The organism is Flavobacterium sp., assembly GCF_036759525.1.
In the GTDB taxonomy this organism is placed as follows: Bacteria; Bacteroidota; Bacteroidia; order Flavobacteriales; family Flavobacteriaceae; genus Flavobacterium.
The window spans coordinates 170,270-187,818 of sequence record NZ_DAIOUN010000002.1 but is presented as its reverse complement, the minus strand read 5'-3'; the positions used below and the strand labels follow the sequence as shown (position 1 = coordinate 187,818).

The 17,549-nt window shown below is 35.6% G+C and carries 11 protein-coding genes; 2 read left to right on the top strand and 9 right to left on the bottom strand.

What is annotated here, in order from left to right; genetic code table 11:
* Positions 1-3: 3 nt before the first annotated feature.
* From V7M80_RS02585 to V7M80_RS02575, 3 genes are all read right to left on the bottom strand, one after another.
* Positions 4-495 carry a hypothetical protein gene (locus V7M80_RS02585; protein WP_333693814.1) on the bottom strand — a complete coding sequence of 164 codons (492 nt, stop codon included), beginning with the start codon at positions 493-495 and terminating at the stop codon, positions 4-6.
* A gap of 59 nt (positions 496-554) precedes the next feature.
* Positions 555-2,960 (bottom strand): alpha-ketoacid dehydrogenase subunit alpha/beta, encoded by a 2,406-nt coding sequence (locus V7M80_RS02580; RefSeq protein ID WP_333693812.1) that lies wholly within the window; start codon positions 2,958-2,960, stop codon positions 555-557.
* A gap of 183 nt (positions 2,961-3,143) precedes the next feature.
* On the bottom strand, positions 3,144-5,978 hold the full coding sequence (locus V7M80_RS02575; RefSeq protein WP_333693810.1) for an aminopeptidase: 2,835 nt from the start codon (positions 5,976-5,978) through the stop codon (positions 3,144-3,146).
* 129 nt (positions 5,979-6,107) lie between these two features.
* Between V7M80_RS02575 and V7M80_RS02570 the strand changes: the two genes are divergently transcribed.
* Positions 6,108-8,069 carry an endonuclease gene (locus V7M80_RS02570; RefSeq protein WP_333693809.1) on the top strand — a complete coding sequence of 654 codons (1,962 nt, stop codon included), beginning with the start codon at positions 6,108-6,110 and terminating at the stop codon, positions 8,067-8,069.
* 31 nt (positions 8,070-8,100) lie between these two features.
* Here V7M80_RS02570 and V7M80_RS02565 read toward each other — a convergent pair whose 3' ends face one another.
* Together V7M80_RS02565 and uvrA are read right to left on the bottom strand one after the other, a co-directional pair.
* Positions 8,101-8,826 carry a TIGR00730 family Rossman fold protein gene (locus tag V7M80_RS02565; RefSeq protein WP_333693807.1) on the bottom strand — a complete coding sequence of 242 codons (726 nt, stop codon included), beginning with the start codon at positions 8,824-8,826 and terminating at the stop codon, positions 8,101-8,103.
* 31 nt (positions 8,827-8,857) lie between these two features.
* Positions 8,858-11,689: an excinuclease ABC subunit UvrA gene (gene uvrA / locus V7M80_RS02560; protein ID WP_333693805.1), complete on the bottom strand. Its 2,832-nt coding sequence runs from the start codon at positions 11,687-11,689 to the stop codon at positions 8,858-8,860.
* A gap of 115 nt (positions 11,690-11,804) precedes the next feature.
* On the opposite strand from uvrA, the gene V7M80_RS02555 reads away from it, so the two are divergent.
* On the top strand, positions 11,805-12,326 hold the full coding sequence (locus V7M80_RS02555) for a hypothetical protein (RefSeq protein WP_333693804.1): 522 nt from the start codon (positions 11,805-11,807) through the stop codon (positions 12,324-12,326).
* Positions 12,327-12,410: 84 nt separating this feature from the next.
* Here the strand turns inward: V7M80_RS02555 and V7M80_RS02550 are convergent, their stop codons facing one another.
* The 4 genes from V7M80_RS02550 to V7M80_RS02535 form a co-directional block, all read right to left on the bottom strand.
* Positions 12,411-13,367 (bottom strand): Fic family protein, encoded by a 957-nt coding sequence (locus V7M80_RS02550; protein ID WP_333693802.1) that lies wholly within the window; start codon positions 13,365-13,367, stop codon positions 12,411-12,413.
* 61 nt (positions 13,368-13,428) lie between these two features.
* Positions 13,429-15,243, bottom strand: a complete 1,815-nt coding sequence (locus V7M80_RS02545) for a chloride channel protein (protein WP_333693800.1) — start codon at positions 15,241-15,243, stop codon at positions 13,429-13,431.
* Positions 15,244-15,276: 33 nt separating this feature from the next.
* Positions 15,277-16,959, bottom strand: coding sequence for a gamma-glutamyltransferase (ggt, locus tag V7M80_RS02540; protein ID WP_333693799.1), 1,683 nt, complete (start codon positions 16,957-16,959; stop codon positions 15,277-15,279).
* Positions 16,956-17,540, bottom strand: coding sequence for an acyl carrier protein phosphodiesterase (locus tag V7M80_RS02535; protein WP_333693798.1), 585 nt, complete (start codon positions 17,538-17,540; stop codon positions 16,956-16,958). Before V7M80_RS02535 ends, ggt begins: the two co-directional genes overlap by 4 nt.
* Between the last annotated feature and the right edge of the window lie 9 nt (positions 17,541-17,549).

The following is a 17,549-nucleotide window of genomic DNA, read 5'->3' as shown; positions in this document are numbered from 1 at the left end:
TTTTTATGGGTTAGTTTTAATCGAACTGAGTTGTATCTTAGGAATTCCAACTAATACGAAAGCCAAACAAAAATAGCCCAGTAGCATTCCGGCTGCAAAAGCCATTAATGCCAATCCTATAAATGCATCCATCATTAAATCGAAACCCACCAAAGTTGCATGTTGCGTATGTCGCGATGCCAATTCCGAATCAATTAATCCAAACAGGACCAAGAGATACCACAAGAGTAGCAAACCCAATAGTAGCATGTAAGAAAGATTAATGCGAAACAAACTTCTCCATATATGTCCTTTTAAAGGATAGGTTTCTTCAGGGTTTAATCGTAAGGATTTTTTGTGATTCCAATAACCCCAACCCAATGCAGGGAAAATTATAAGTAGGGCAAATTCTGGAATAGAGTTAATTTTTTTCTCATTACGATAGTAATACAGACTAAAGCCCAAGCATCCAATTAGTAAATTGTATAAAAAGTAAGAATAAAAGAGGTATAGCATAATACATTATAAATGTCTAAGGTACAAAAAAACCGTTTTATAAAACGGTTTTTTTATTCTTAGTACAAACTGGGATATTCGTTGGGTTTGGCTTCGTGCATCATAGCATAAATTTTCTCATAAATATCTTCTGCAGAGGGTTTTGAAAAATAATCACCATCTGTTCCATATGCAGGACGGTGAGGTTGAGCAGCCAAAGTTTGAGGTTTACTGTCTAAATAATCATAACCATCTTGGACATCTAAAATTTGTTGTAAGATGTAGGCAGAAGCCCCTCCAGGTACATCTTCATCTACCACCAATAAGCGATTTGTTTTACTTAAACTTTTCTTGATGTCATGATTTATGTCAAAAGGGAGTAGAGATTGTAAATCAATAATTTCACAATCAATACCAATTTCCAAAAGCTCTTTAGCTGCTTGTTCTACAAGTCTTAATGTAGAACCATAGGATACCACAGTGATATCTGTACCTTTTTTTAAGGTTTCTACAACCCCAATAGGTGTTTTAAAAGCTCCCAAGTTAACCGGCATCTTTTCCTTTAACCGGTATCCATTCAAACATTCAATAACTAAGGCCGGTTCATCTGTTTCTAAGAGCGTATTGTAAAATCCGGCAGCTTTGGTCATATTTCGGGGTACAAGTACGTGAATTCCTCTAATGGCATTGATAATCATACCCATTGGCGAACCGGAATGCCATATTCCTTCCAAACGATGCCCTCTAGTTCTAATGATTAAGGGGGCTTTTTGTCTTCCGCCGGTTCTGTATTGGAGTGTTGCTAAATCGTCGCTCATAATTTGGATGGCATACAGCAAATAATCAAGATATTGGATTTCGGCTATGGGTCGTAAACCTCGCATAGCCAAGCCAATTCCTTGACCTAAAATTGTGGCTTCTCTAATTCCAGCATCGGCAACACGTAATTCGCCATATTTTTCTTGCATCCCTTCAAGTCCTTGATTTACATCGCCAATAGTTCCGGAATCTTCACCAAAAATGAGAGTTTCCGGGTATTTTGAAAACAGTGCATCAAAATTATCTCTAAGTACCAAACGGGCATCTACTTCCTCAGATTGAGCATCATAGACCGGAGTAACTTCCTGAACACTTAAAACATTGTTTTGCGATTGTGAAAACAGATGAGAGCTAAACTTCGGTTGAATGGTTGCGGTATAATTTTGAATCCATTGGGCCAATTGAGATTGACCGGATTCGCCTATTATCATTCTCAAAACTTTTCTAGCGGTTGTTAGTAAGTCTTTACGAATGGGTTCTTTAATTTCTTTTAAATCATTACTGAATTTTTGTATAAAAACACGATTTACACTACTTGAAGCAATAGATTCTAATAACGATATTAATTCCTGTTGTTCTTTTTTTATCGGTTCTACAAATGCTGTCCAAGCTGCTTTTTTTGCTTCTAAAACTTCTTTTTTGGTTTCTTTATTGATCTCGTCAATTTCTTCTGCTGTGGCAATGTTGTTGGCAATCATCCACAATCTCATTTGAACTAAACAATCGTATTCTGCTTCCCAAGCTAATCGCTCTTCATTTTTATAACGCTCATGACTTCCGGAAGTTGAATGTCCTTGCGGCTGTGTCAATTCACGAACGTGTATTAATACAGGGATGTGTTCTTCTCTAGCTATTTGAGCTGCTCTTTGGTAAGTACCAACCAAAGCGGCATAATCCCAGCCCAATACGGTCATTATTTCGTAGCCTTTGTTTTGAGAATCACGTTGAAAACCTTTCAAAATTTCTGAGATATTCTCTTTGGTAGTTTGATATTTGGCATGAACAGAAATGCCATATTCATCATCCCAAACACTCATAACCATGGGAACTTGTAATACACCAGCGGCATTTATGGTTTCAAAAAAAAGCCCTTCAGAAGTGCTGGCATTTCCAATAGTTCCCCACGCTATTTCATTTCCGTTTTCAGAGAATTTATTTTTTTTAGGTAAAACAGAAACGTTTCTGTAAATTTTTGATGCTTGAGCCAAACCAAGTAGTCTGGGCATTTGTCCTGCGGTTGGAGATATATCTGCACTTGAATTCTTTTGTTGCGTCAAGTCTTTCCAATTTCCATTTTCATCCAAAGAATGAGTGGCAAAGTGTCCACCCATCTGACGACCTCCACTCATAGGGTCATGTTGTAAATCGGTATGTCCGTACAAACCGGCAAAAAACTGTTGGATAGTGAGTTGCCCAATAGCCATCATAAAGGTCTGATCTCTATAATATCCGGAGCGAAAATCTCCATTTTCAAAAGCTTTTGCCATAGCCAATTGTGGAACCTCTTTACCGTCACCAAAAATACCAAACTTGGCTTTTCCGGTTAGCACTTCTTTTCGGCCTAATAAAGAGCATTCTCTACTGGTTATTGCTATTTTATAATCATGAAGAATTTCAGATTTAAAATCTTCAAAGGTCATTGGAGCTTTTGTATCTTGTACAATCATAATAGTTTAAAAACTTGAGTTGAACAAATTTACATAAAAAGATGTTAGAAAAGCAAATTATAAATAAAAATACTTTTGTTGTATTGATAAAAAACGACTTGTTTTAATCTGTTTAATTAAAGAATGATTCAAAAAACTGACAAAATAATGACAATAATTTAAAATTATATCTGTGGTTTTACTTTATAACCATTTTCGGGTAAACAAACCTACCAAGACATCCGGATTTAAAGTTATCATAATTCGAATCCGTTCTTGGTAATTTTTTTGTCCCATTTCCCAACCGTTTGATGAATGAACAGGAAAGTAGAGTTCAAAATAATCGGTAACGAGATTAAGTCGGATTCCGGAGTCATACACAAATCGAGTTGGTGTGTTTTCATTTTTTACCAATCCGGCATCACCATAAATTTCAATCCAATTCCAAATATTAAAACTGGTATTTAAAGTAGTCATCCATTGATTTGCAAATGGATTTTCGAGTTTAGATTTAAATGCTCCTTCTGCAACTATATATTGTTGGCTAAAGATACCGCTGGATTCCGACCTTCCATAAAGTGCATAATCAAATAAATAATCGGTTGGTCGATCTAAGGCAAAATTAAAAAAATCGGAGTTTGTTTTTCGATACAAAAAACTTCCGGCAAACCATCTGAAATTGATTTGTCGATTATCTGTAAATAGTTTTCTATATTCAGCTTCGATGCCTAGTTTTCCAAAAGAATTGGCAATTTGTAAATCGGTTTTAAACAATACATGATTGGTTAATTCGGTTCGAACATTTAGGTAACGGGCATTAAAAATGGCATAATTTTCATTTTCTTTCCCCGGAACTTCTAAGTCTGTTTTTTCACGATGGACTATAACTTCTCTAAAAACAAGTTGTTCTTTTCTGTTATCTCTTACATTGTCGGGTCTTATTTTAATTAGAACAGAGGGGTTTAATTTCATATAACTTGCATTGGGAGCATAGTCAAAAAATTGGCCGGATAACCAATATCGTACATGATATGTATTGCTTTCTCTACGAAAATCATTGGCTAATAAACTAAAACTACCAATCATTTTTTGAGTTAAGGTAGAGTAGGCCGGGTTCAAATCAAACACGAGAGGTTTATCTAAAAAGGTCTTGTTATGAAATCGCATTCCAGGCATGAGTCCGTTGTATAAATTATACTCCAGAGTAGGTAAAAACAGAATTTGATTGCGATACGGATTTTCCAAGTCTTTTAAAAAATTCAGTTGAATGGGGCGATTTTTAAATATAAAACCATTTAACGATTTCCAATTGTTTCTCAAATTGTATTCCGGAACTTCATTTTTGTAATTTATTACCAATTTGTCAATATCCTTTTTGGGTAAGGTTAATGTTGTGTCTGAACTCACATTCTCTAACCATTTTTTAAATTGGATTTGATTTTTTTGAAGTCCAAAAATGGGTATAGGTACAGTATGACCTGTTCTGTTTTTTACGGTAAATTGAATACTATCGTTGGATTTTTTTAGCTGGGTGAATTTGTAGTCTATGATGTTTCTGGAATTGATAATGGTATTAAAAAACCAGTCTAAATTTTTATTTGCTTGTTTTTCCAATAAGAGTTTGAATTCATCTTGAGAGCTTTCTCTTTGCGTGTTTATAAAGTAAAATTGTTGAATGGCTAAAGGTACTTTTTGTTCACCTAAGTAATTATCCAGATATTTCAAACTCAATCCGGCTCTGTACTTTCCGGCAATTTGTTCGTTAAACTTGAGTAAGGTATTTTTAGGATTGCCTATTGGTTGATCCAAGTTTTTACGTGCCATTAGCATGTAAAAATAACTGTATTGTTCGTTAAAATTAACTTGCATCAAGGTATATCCCTTGAGTAGTTTAAGTTTGGACAGAGACCCCATCATTTTTTCATCCGGATAATAGGTGTCAATATAGTGCATCATGGTGTAGATTTGAATGGCATCGTAAATCCAATTGTCTTTTCTGGGATCTAATTTTAAACTGTTCTTTAAAAAAGTATTGATATAGGTTTTCAAAAACTTAATTTCAAATAGAAAGGTATCCGGAAATGGACTGATAAATGCGGGTAACTGATTCAAACCATAAAAGGGATTTTTTTCATAATCAGCTTGAGATACGGTTATTTTTGAATACGGATAAATTCCAATTAGACTATCGGTAAACTTAATGATTTTGTCAACAGCAATAGCTTTTTGAATGTCGTCAAGACGGTTTTCTTTAAGATTTGTCAATACCTCAATTTTATTGGTTTTAAATCGTTGAAAACTGATTTGGTTTTCCAAGAACAATGAAAAGTCAACTCTATTTTTACCTCCTAAAGTATGCGTTGTGGTTTTAGAAGTTGAACTTTCTTTTTGTTCATCCAAATCGGAAAACAATTTCCATCCCAATGGGGTTTTAAAAGTAAGTTCAAAATCACAGGGTGCATTGGCAATATCATCAATATTAAGATTACTGTATGCACAAAAAGCTCCATTTTCATAACGAGCTGGGGTAATATACCAATATTTGAGGTTGTAATTTTGAGTCTCCGAATAACCGTATTTTGTAAATCGGTCTTTGGGAAGTTTTAAGAAATAGGTTAAATTAATTTTTATTTTTTGATTCGGATTTAATGGTTCACGTAAACTTAATTCAATCAAGTCCGGGTGTTTATCCGGTCTACACCAATCTAAAAAAGATTTTTCTTCATCAATTATTGTAATACCATAGGTGCTTCCTCTTTCTTGTGGTTTTGAAAGATGAAATGCTCGAATGAATTCATCAGAAAAACGTTTGGCTAAAGGGGTGTTTTTAGCACTATACGCATTATTCCAATCGTTTAATAGTAGGGTACTCAATGTATCTGAGGTAGTATTGTGAAACACGATTTCCTGTTGAACAGTTAATGTTTTTCGTTCGGGAACTAATTCAACTAACAACTTATTTTGATGTTGGCCGAAAAATAAAATCGGACTTAGATTCATCAAAAACAGAAAGATAGGAAGTAATTTTTTTTGAGGCACTCTACTTTGCTTTTTAGATTTTAAAGATATTAAAAAAACGTTACTAAAACACGAACTTACAGCGTTTGATGTTAAAAAAGTAGTTCATTTAAAGGCGATTCGGTATTTTTGTACAAACTAAATACTGAAATGACAAAAACCTTACTACTAGGGTTGTGTCTTTTTGTTTCTTCATTTATTTATTCACAAGTAGTTATAAATGAATTGGATGCAGACACACCCGGCGTTGACACGGCTGAATTTATTGAACTTAAATCGGCAACTCCCTTTTTTCCATTAGACGGTTACATTCTTGTTTTTTTTAACGGTGGTTCCGGAACCGGTGTATTGAGCTATTATGCTATAGATTTAGCCGGATTAGTTACTGATGGTAATGGTATCGTTTTATTAGGTAATGCCGGTGTTTCTCCGGCTCCATCATTTATTTTTCCACAAAACACAATTCAAAACGGACCGGATGCTGTGGCAATTTATCAAGATATCATTGATAATTTTCCCACTTTTACTCCTGCCACCAATGTAAATTTAATTGATGCTTTAGTTCATGGTAACAATAATACCCAAGCAACTAGTTTGATTCAAATATTGGGTGTAACGGCCCAAATTAATGAAAATGCAAATGGTTTAATCACTACGCAATCCATTCAAAGGCGGAATGATGGCACCTATGAAGTTAAAACTCCAACTCCCAGAGCGAATAACGACGGAAGCGGAATTATTTATAATGGTATTTCAATTCAACCAAGTGCAACAACACTAAATGAAGGGAGTACATTAACTCTGAATTTTGTATCAGACTCTCCTGTAAATCAAAATGTTTCATTTACATTGCAATTAAACAACGGTACTTTCAACGCTCAAGATTTTACGGGTAATACTTCTTTAACAATTGCTCAAGGAACGACAACAACATCAACCCAAATTACGATTTTAAATGATGGAATTAATGATGGTGATGAGGTAATGAATGTTTTTATTCCTTCTCTACCTGAGGGTTTTATAGTGTTGAATAACAGTGTTAAAATACGTATACGAGATGTCAATTTTACTACTTTAAATTTCGGGACTCCATTAAATCCAACCTTTGGAAATGTTACCAGTACTGCTCCTGCAGGCTATTATGCCGCTTTAGAGGGACTTTCAGGATCTGCTTTAAAACAAGCTCTACAAGATATAATTGCAAATCCGGATGTAGTAAGAGCTCATACTTATGGAGATGTAGTAGAAATATTAAATAATGCCGATCAAAATCCGTTGAACAATAACGAAGTTTGGTTAATGTATGTTGAACAACCGCGTTCAAAATTGGATTATCAAACCGGTCCTAGTATTGTAGGATTTTGGAATAGAGAACATATTTGGCCTCAATCTCGAGGAGGTTTTGCAAATGGAACTTCTTCTTTTGCCGACGGTATTAATATTTGGTTACCAACTAATGCCAATGATATTTTAGCCGGTCATTCTGATGCTTATCATATTCGTGCCGAAGACGGTCAGGAAAACAGTTCACGTAATAACAGAGATTACGGTTCCGACTATAATGGACCTCCCGGAAATCAAGGTTCATGGAGAGGTGATGTAGCCCGAGCACTATTTTATATGGCGGTTCGTTACAATGGATTGAACTTGGTAAATGGAAATCCTCCGGATTCAACAATGTTTGAAATGGGAGATTTAGCTTCTCTTTTGGTGTGGAATTTTTCAGATCCGGCAGATGATTTTGAAATGAATCGAAACAACTACATCTATAATTGGCAAATGAATCGAAACCCATTTGTTGATTATCCTCAACTAGCAGATTATATTTTTGGTAACCGTTTTGGCGACCAATGGTTTGCTCCGTTAGATATTAATGAGGTGTCTATTGCAGATCAAGTAAAAGTATATCCTATTCCTACCCAAGATTCTATTACCATAAGCGGTTTAGATCAAGAAGCTCAAGTGCGTATTTATTCAATTTCGGGTACCGAAGTTCTAAATATTCAAATAAACGGAATGACCCAATTACCTTTAAATTTAGCTCCGGGTGTTTATTTGATGAATATCGAATCCAATCAACAAACGGTTACTAAAAAAATAATTATTAAGTAAAGAAAAACCACCTGTGGAGGTGGTTTTCTTTTTAAAAATTCGGACTCAAATTGTATTTTTTATAGAAAGCATCAAGTACTGCCACTACTTCGTCTTCCGTATCTACAACTTTAATTAAATTCATATCTTCCGGACTGGCATTTTTCTGTTTGTCAATCATAACAGTTTGTATCCAATCCAATAAGCCGGACCAAAATTCGGTTCCAACCAATATAATTGGGAATTTACCAATCTTTTTCGTTTGAATTAAGGTTACTGCTTCAAATAGTTCATCTAATGTTCCAAATCCTCCCGGCATCACCACAAATCCTTGTGAATATTTCACAAACATAACTTTGCGAACAAAGAAATAATCAAAATTCAAGTTTTTATCTTTATCGATATACGGATTGAAATGTTGCTCAAATGGCAATTCAATATTCAATCCCACCGAAGTTCCTTCTCCACGATGAGCTCCTTTATTTCCGGCTTCCATAATTCCGGGGCCACCACCGGTTATCACACCATATCCGGCTTTACTGATTTTATAAGCAATGCGTTCGGCTAATTGGTAATACTTATCTTCCGGTTTTGTTCTTGCCGAACCAAAAATGGATACACAAGGCCCAATTCTAGCCATACTTTCATAGCCATTCACAAACTCGGACATGATTTTAAAAATCGCCCAAGAGTCGTTGGTTCGTATCTCATTCCAAGTTTTTTGCTTGAATTTTTCTTGTATTCTGTGGTCTTCGTTTTCGTACTGGTCTGCAGCCATTTTTCTTCTCTTTTAAAATTAAACAAACATGCTAAAATAGTTCTTTTTTTAAGAATTGAGCCGTTAAACTCTTTTTGTTTTTCACAATTTCCTCCGGAGTTCCTTTACAAACAATTTCGCCACCGCCTTTTCCGCCTTCTATTCCAATATCAATAATATGATCGGCTAATTTGATAACATCCATGTTGTGTTCTATCACCAAAACGGTATTGCCTTTGTCTACTAATTTAGTTATGACTTCCATCAACACCCGAATATCTTCAAAATGTAAGCCGGTTGTGGGTTCATCTAGAATGTAAAAGGTGTTTCCCGTATCTTTTTTCGATAATTCAGTAGCCAATTTAATCCGTTGGGCTTCGCCACCCGAAAGGGTTGTGCTTTGTTGTCCTAAGGTTATATAACCCAAACCAACATCTTGAATCGTTTTTACTTTTCGATAGATTTTTGGAATGTTTTCAAAAAAGTCAACCGCTTCATCCACCGTCATATTCAATACATCTGAAATAGATTTTCCTTTGTAACGAATTTCCAATGTTTCCCGATTAAAACGTTTGCCCATACAGGTTTCACATTCTACATAAACATCCGGCAAGAAACTCATTTCGATGGTGCGAACACCTGAACCTTCACACGTTTCGCATCTTCCGCCGGCCACATTAAAACTGAAACGACCGGCTTTATATCCACGAATCATCGCTTCGGGAGTTTGCGTAAACAAACTTCTGATTTCTGAAAATACATCTGTATAAGTTGCCGGATTACTGCGTGGTGTTCTCCCAATCGGACTTTGGTCAATGTCGATTACCTTATCAATATGTTCTAATCCTTCAATTTTTTTGAACGGTTGTGGCTTTTTTACCGCATTGAAAAAGTGTTCGTTTAGAATAGGGTAGAGGGTTTCATTAATCAATGTTGATTTACCACTTCCTGAAACTCCGGTCACACAAATGAGTTTTCCCAAAGGAAATTCAACGGTTACATTTTTCAAATTATTTCCGGTAGCTCCCGATAATTTCAGCACTTTTCCATTTCCTTCACGACGCTTTTTGGGAACTTCAATTTTCAATTTGCCACTCATGTATTGAGCGGTAGTCGTTGTTTCAGAAAGCAATTGTTGTGGTGTTCCCTCGCTGATGATTCTTCCACCAAAACGTCCGGCTTTCGGACCAATATCGATAACCCAATCGGCTCGTTCAATCATGTCTTTATCGTGTTCTACCACCAAAACGGAATTGCCAATATCTCGCAAATTTTCTAACGAATTAATCAATCGTTCATTATCTCTTTGATGCAAACCAATACTCGGTTCATCCAAAATATACAAAACACCCACCAGTTGCGAACCAATTTGTGTAGCCAATCGAATCCGTTGGGCTTCACCACCCGAAAGGGATTTAGAACTTCGGTTCAATGATAAATAATTCAACCCTACATCCAACAAAAATTGCAATCGGGCTTTAATTTCTTTTGTAATTTCAACCGCAATGGCTTTTTGTTTGTCGGATAAATTTTCGTCTAAATTCAAAAACCATTCATTCAATTCCGAAATATCCATTTGCGACAAATCGGCAATATTTTTTTCATGGATTTTAAAATACAACGCTTCTTTTTTTAAACGAGAACCTTCACATTCCGGACAATCAATTTCATCCATAAATTCTTTCGCCCAACGTTTGATGGAAGTAGAACTGCTTTCGTCAAATTGATTTTTGATGAAGTTGGAAATCCCTTCAAATTCAATTTTATATTCTTTGGTGATGCCCAATGTTTTCGATTCTACCGAGAATTTTTCTTTACCGCCATTCAAAATCATTTCCATAGCTTCCTCCGAAATGGTTTCAACGGCATCGGTCAATTTAAAACCATATTTTTCGCCAATCGTTTCCAATTGTTTGAAAATCCAATTCGATTTGTATTCACCTAACGGAGCAAATCCACCTTGTTTGATACTTAACTTGGGATTGGGAATAATTTTTTTCAAATTAATTTGATTGATGGTTCCCAGACCATTACAACATTCACAAGCTCCTTTGGGCGAATTGAATGAAAAATTATTCGGTTCCGGATTCGGATATGAAATTCCCGAAGTTGGACACATCAATGTTCTACTGAAATAACGCACCTCTTGGCTCTCATGCTCAATAACCATCATCACATCATCGCCATGATGCATGGCTGTTTTGATGCTTTCAGTCAATCGTTTATCCGTTTCTTCATTGGATTCAATTTGCATGCGATCAATCACAATTTCGATGTCGTGGGTTTTGTAACGATCTATTTTCATACCGGAAACAATGTCTTGAATCTCGCCATCAACCCGAACTTTCACAAAGCCTTGTTTGCCAATTTGTTGAAATAATTCGGCATAATGACCTTTACGGGAGCGAACAACCGGAGCTAAAATATTGATGCGTTTTCCTTTGAAATTTTCAATGATTAAGGCTTTGATTTGCTCATCTGAATAAGAAACCATTTTTTCGCCCGTGTTGTAACTATACGCCTCACCGGCTCTGGCAAACAACAAACGCAAGAAATCATAAATTTCGGTAATGGTTCCAACCGTTGATCGTGGACTTTTGCTGGTTGTTTTTTGTTCGATGGCAATAACAGGTGAAAGTCCGTCAATTTTATCCACATCCGGACGTTCTAATCCGCCCAAAAATTGTCGGGCATACGCCGAAAAAGTTTCGATGTATCTTCGTTGTCCTTCGGCATAAATGGTATCAAAAGCCAAGGATGATTTTCCCGAACCTGAAAGTCCGGTTATGACCACCAGTTTTTCTCTGGGAATCCGTACATCAATGTTTTTGAGGTTGTGAGCCCGAGCACCAATTATTTCAATCGTTTCGTCTGAATGTTGCATGATTTTTTCGCAAAACGCAAAGTTACAATTTTAACAGCAAGATTTATACAGACAGATAAGAAGAATTTGTTAAACAATTTCTATTTTTGAAAAAATTAAATGTTAAACTTGAATTATGAAAATACTAGGAATCGGTTCCAGAATTAAACATGCCGAATACGGTTTAGGCGTAGTAACCAATGTAACTTCCAAACATTATTGGGTAACTTTTATTGAAAACGGATTAGAAACCATCGACGTTGACAGCGAATTTGAAGTTATTGAAGCATTGGAAGACGAAGTAGATTCGGTAAGTTTTTATGAAGTGGAAAAAACCTTAAAAAATTTATTGCAAAAATGGTCAGATGTGTCTCAAATTGTGCCGATAGCTGATAAATGGAAAGGCGGAAAACTCATTTTAGAACCGGGAACAGCTACACAAAATAAAGAGGTGCCCATCGATACGTTCTTTCATAAAATCATCATGGTTCGTGACCGTTTAAGAGTAATGGAACAAAAAATCAACGCTAGTAATTTAGATGAAGCCGAAAAAGTAGATTTACAACAATACATTACACGAATTTACGGTAGTTTAACTACATTTAATGTATTGTTTAAAAGCACAAATGATTATTTTGTGGGGGAAAAATCTAAATAGTCTCAGTTAACAGTCTCAGTAGGCAGGATATACTGCTAACTGAGACTGCGACTGATCCCGAAAGCTTTCGGGAGTGACTGAAAACTACCTCATCCGTTTCCTATTCGCCATATATGCTTCAATGGCTTTCTTGGTCGTAAACCAATTTCTACCTTCTTTGTGAGCATCAATTTTTCCCTGACGGGCTAACAAACTGATGTATTCCTGACCGTATGGCAATTCATTGGGTTCACTGACAATATTAGATATCTCCTGAAAATCATAATCATTATCCGGTAAGGAACTGATGTAGATATTCAACGTTCTTTCCAGAGCCTGACTCATCAATAACATCAATTTTTGATAATTGCCTGAATTGGCTTGATTGAGTGCTTCGTAATATTTCTTTCTATCATTTTTTAAAATAATAGCTGGCGGAAATCCTTTTCGCATCAATAATAAATTCATGGCTAAACGAACGGTTCTTCCATTTCCATCAAAAAAAGGATGAATCCAAACGAGTTTATGATGAAAAACAGTTGCCATTTCAATATCATTCAAACCAAGTGGATTTGTATTGACAAAATCAATCAACTCATCCAATAAATCAGAAACTTTATTGGCATTTGGCGGAACAAAATTGGCTCCTGTAAATCGCACACCACCATTTCTGATTCGTCCGGCAAATTCATCTTCAATCATTCGCAAAACCAATTCATGCAATGATAAAATATCAATACTTCGTAAAGTATAATTTTCATGCACTAAGGAATACAAATAGTCAATCGCTTTTTCATGGTTTTTGGCTTCAAAATGTTCCCGAAGCGATTTTCCTTTTACGGTTATTCCTTCTTGTAAAACCATTTGCGTTTCACGAAGAGTTAACGTGTTTCCTTCAATACTATTTGAATTATACGTCCATTCGATAGTTAACGATTCTTTGATTTTTTGTAAAGCAATAGCAGGAAGTGGTCTGCTTTGTTGTAAAACAGCCAATTTATCATACAATCGTTCAAATGTCGATTGAAATTCGGGTCGGTATGATGTATCAATATTCCACATAACCCCACAAAGATACTATTATCGTTTGGATAAAAAAAACATTCTATCCGATATTAAGAAATTATTCGATAATCATATTTTTCAATCGAACACGATAAGCTTCTAAAATAGAGGATTTTGATAACAATCCAATAACTTGATTGTTTTTTAAAACCGGTAGAAATTCTTCCTGCGAACGATCAAATTTTTCCATGATAGTATCCATGGTTTCATCATAATTGATTTGCTCTTTTGGTGGACGCATGATATCCTGCAGTGGCGTAAATTTTACTTTATAACTATTGAATAAATAGGGTCTAATTTCTTCAAAATTGACAATACCAATCAATTCATTAGTGTCATTGACAATTGGAAAAAGAGATTGATTGTAATTCGATATTTTCTGAACCAATTCTTCTAATGAATTGGATAATTTCAAGGTTTGAATATCCATCCGGATTAAATTGGATGGTGTAATTCCGGAGAGGATATTTCGGTCTCTGTCTTCGGTAAAAACATCACCTTTAGCTGCTAAATTTTTTATATCAAATGAATACGGTTCATAGCGTTTAGAAATAGCAAAGCTAATGGACGAAACCACCATGAGTGGGACCATCAAACTATAACCACTCGTAATTTCAGCAATTAGGAAAATAGCAGTAAGAGGTGCATGAAACAAACCACTTAAAATTCCGGCCATACCTACCAATGTAAAATTACTTACCGGAAGTTTAAACCCTATTTGATTGAAAAATGTAGCCACTACAAAACCCAAATACGAACCCACAAATAGGGAAGGAGCAAAGTTGCCCCCGTTTCCGCCACTTCCAATGGTAATACTCGTGGCATATACTTTAATGAGCATAGTAGCTCCAACAAAAAGGAGCAAAATCCAACTGTTTTCTTTGAAATGTTGCAAAACTGTATTGTCTAATATTTGTTGCGGATTGGAGTTGGCTAATATTTTGATACTTTCATATCCTTCACCAAATAAAGTTGGGAAAAAGAAAATCAATACAGCTAAAATTAACGCACCAAATAAAGCTTTTCGAATGGGTTTGAGCTTTATTTTTTCAAAATAATGTTCAATTTTACGAAAAGTACGAGCATAATTAATCGATACAAATCCGGCGAAAACACCCAGCAAAACATAAAAAGGCAAGTTGTGATAGTCAAAACTCAATTGTTTACTGAATGAAAATAAAATTTCATCTTTCAACAAAATTGTGGATACAATCGCACCTGTTGCCGACGAAATCATGATGGGAATAAAAGCTGTGATGCTTACATCCATTAAAACCACTTCAATAGCAAAAAGCACTCCGGCAATGGGAGCGTTAAAAGCAGCAGCAATTCCGGCAGCCACACCACACGCCAAAAGCAGCGTTCTGTCTTTATAACTTAATCGATAATTTTGAGCAAAATTACTGCCAAACGCAGCTCCGGTTATAGTAATTGGCGACTCCAATCCAGCCGAACCACCCATCCCGACGGTTAATGAACTCGTAACAATTTGAGCATACATTTGTTTTTTAGGTAGGATACCTGACTTTTTTGCTACCGCGTACATGATTTGCGAAGTCCCTTTTTCAATGGAACCGTCTAATACTTTTTTAACTACAATTGCAGTAAGTACAATTCCAATAATGGGTAATGTACTGTTACTGTATGGCAAATGCAAAATGGAATCAATGTATTGTGCAAAAATATACACCCAGTGGGCAAATGTTTTCAATACAATTACAGCAATTGCAGCAGAAATACCTACTAAAAAACAAGCCAAATAAATAAATTGGCGAGGAGTAAGAAATGATTTTAAGTAAAAAATAAATCCTTCCAGTCTTCTGAAATTTTTTCGGATAGCGTTTTTAAAAGGTGATTTTTTACTGTTCGGCATAGACTTATTTTTCGAAACAAAATTAAAATTTAATTAGAAACCAACGGCTTTATCATCACCTCTTTTATCGGCACCGCCTTCATATTTTCCATCCGGCAAGACTAAAATAGCATCCACTTTTCCGAGAATAGGTGTGCCTTTTTCATTGATGAGATATTTTTTCATTTTTAACGATTCTAACAAATCGGATGAAAAGCTTTCCGGTTCAAAAATGACTTCATCGGGCAACCATTGGTGATGAAAGCGAGGAGCATTTACGGCTTCTTGCATACTCATATTAAATTCGGCCACATTTAAAAACGTCTGCAAAACCGAAGTGATGATGGTTGAACCTCCCGGAGTTCCTACCACCATAAAAAGCTTTCCTTCTTTTTCAATAATGGTTGGTGTCATCGAACTCAACATTCTTTTCTGAGGAGCAATGCTATTGGTTTCGGAACCCGTTAGTCCAAACATATTAGGTTCACCGGGTTTTGCTGAGAAATCATCCATTTCATTGTTTAAAAAGAATCCTAATTCGTCACAATATAATTTTGAACCATAGGCATCATTTATAGTGGTAGTAGCAGAAACAGCATTCCCAAATGGATCTACAATTGAATAATGTGTAGTTTCCGTACTTTCGGAAAATTGAACGTTTCCATGTGAAATTTCATTAGATTTGGTAGCTTCTTCAAACGAAAAAGTTGACATTCTGTTTTTTAAATAAACATCATCCAATAGTTCTTTACTCGGAATTTTTACAAAATCAGGATCGCCTAAATAGTGATTTCTGTCGGCATAAGCTCTACGTTCTACTTCCACCAAAAGTTGAATGTATTTTTCTGAATTGTGTTGCAAAGTTTGAACATTATAAGGCTCAATCATTTTTAAAATTTGACCCAGTGTAATTCCACCACTGCTAGGTGGAGCCATTGAAATGAGTTTATAATCTTTGTATTGAAAGGTAATGGGTTGCCGCCAAACGGCTTCGTATTTTTCTAAATCTTCAAGTGTAATTATTCCACCTTTCGATTGAATATAATTGACTAAAGTTTTTGCCGTTTCACCTTTATAAAATTCATCTTTTCCGTTTTTGGCTATTTGGTCTAACGTATTGGCTAAAGCAAAATAGCGAATCGTATCTTTTTCTTTAAAAACTTTGGCAAACAAGGTTTTATCACCGTTTGCTTTAACAATAGCTTCACGATATTTGTGCAATCGTTCTTCTTGTTTTTGGGTTACTACAACTCCTTTTCGGGCCAATTCAATTACCGGTTTTAAAATGGTTTCTATGGGAAGTGTCCCAAATTTTTCATGCACGGCAAAAACGCCGGCAATCGTTCCCGGAACTCCCACACTTTTAGCAGATTCGGTACTTAAACCTTTAATTACATTTCCGTTTTCATCCAAAAACATAGTTGAAGTAGCGGCCAATGGAGCTTTTTCACGGTAATCTAAACTTCCAACTTCGCCATTATTTTTTCGATACACCATAAATCCGCCACCGCCAATATTTCCGGCATAAGGATAGGCTACGGCCAATGCTAATTCGGTGGCAATCATCGCATCAAAAGCATTTCCGCCTTCTTTTAGAATTTCTATTCCAATTTTAGAGGCTTCTTCTCTTGCAGAAACCACCATAGCTTTTTTGGCAACTAATCCGGTTGGGATAATAGTTTGCTCCGATTTGCATCCCAATAAAAGCAATATGAAAAGACAATAAATAATTCTCATGTAGAAGCTAATTTTTCGTTGCAATGGATTTGTAATTCATCAAAAAAAGTGGTGAATTCTTCTTCAAATTCGGTATAAAATGCTTTAAGTTCATTTATAGATTCATGCATAGCAACTCGGTTTTTGGTTCGATGATCCATTTGAAATAAAATCATCGATAATCCTTCGATTGAAGCATAACTTACCAACCAATTTCGGGCTATCATGTAGGGCATCATTCCTTTGGTTCGATCGGTTAAGATGTCATAATGTTTGCGTAAATTTTCATAAAAATCATGAGCTACTTTTTCTAAGGATTCATTAGAATAAAGCTGCCAATTCTTTGCCAAAAAATGGTCATAAAAAATATCGATGATGACACCGGAATAGTGTCCGTATTTTTCATGCAATCGGTGTTTGCTTTTTCTAAAAATGGGATGAGCATCGGTAAAGGTATCAATAGCTCTATGTAAAATAATTCCTTTTTGAACTTCCGGGGGATAATTCAAATAATCGTTACCACGAATGCCGTCGGCCATAAAGTTGCCAAGTTGTATCAGTTCGTTTTTACCGGAAAGATAGATGTGTGCCAGAAAATTCATTTGCCTAAA

Coding starts and splice junctions, on each gene's coding strand:
- V7M80_RS02565 (WP_333693807.1), bottom strand. CDS start 8,826: ATGGCTGCAGACCAGTACGAAAACGAAGACCACAGAATACAAGAAAAA.
- V7M80_RS02585 (WP_333693814.1), bottom strand. CDS start 495: ATGCTATACCTCTTTTATTCTTACTTTTTATACAATTTACTAATTGGA.
- V7M80_RS02555 (WP_333693804.1), top strand. CDS start 11,805: ATGAAAATACTAGGAATCGGTTCCAGAATTAAACATGCCGAATACGGT.
- V7M80_RS02535 (WP_333693798.1), bottom strand. CDS start 17,540: ATGAATTTTCTGGCACACATCTATCTTTCCGGTAAAAACGAACTGATA.
- uvrA (WP_333693805.1), bottom strand. CDS start 11,689: ATGCAACATTCAGACGAAACGATTGAAATAATTGGTGCTCGGGCTCAC.
- ggt (WP_333693799.1), bottom strand. CDS start 16,959: ATGAGAATTATTTATTGTCTTTTCATATTGCTTTTATTGGGATGCAAA.
- V7M80_RS02550 (WP_333693802.1), bottom strand. CDS start 13,367: ATGTGGAATATTGATACATCATACCGACCCGAATTTCAATCGACATTT.
- V7M80_RS02580 (WP_333693812.1), bottom strand. CDS start 2,960: ATGATTGTACAAGATACAAAAGCTCCAATGACCTTTGAAGATTTTAAA.
- V7M80_RS02570 (WP_333693809.1), top strand. CDS start 6,108: ATGACAAAAACCTTACTACTAGGGTTGTGTCTTTTTGTTTCTTCATTT.
- V7M80_RS02545 (WP_333693800.1), bottom strand. CDS start 15,243: ATGCCGAACAGTAAAAAATCACCTTTTAAAAACGCTATCCGAAAAAAT.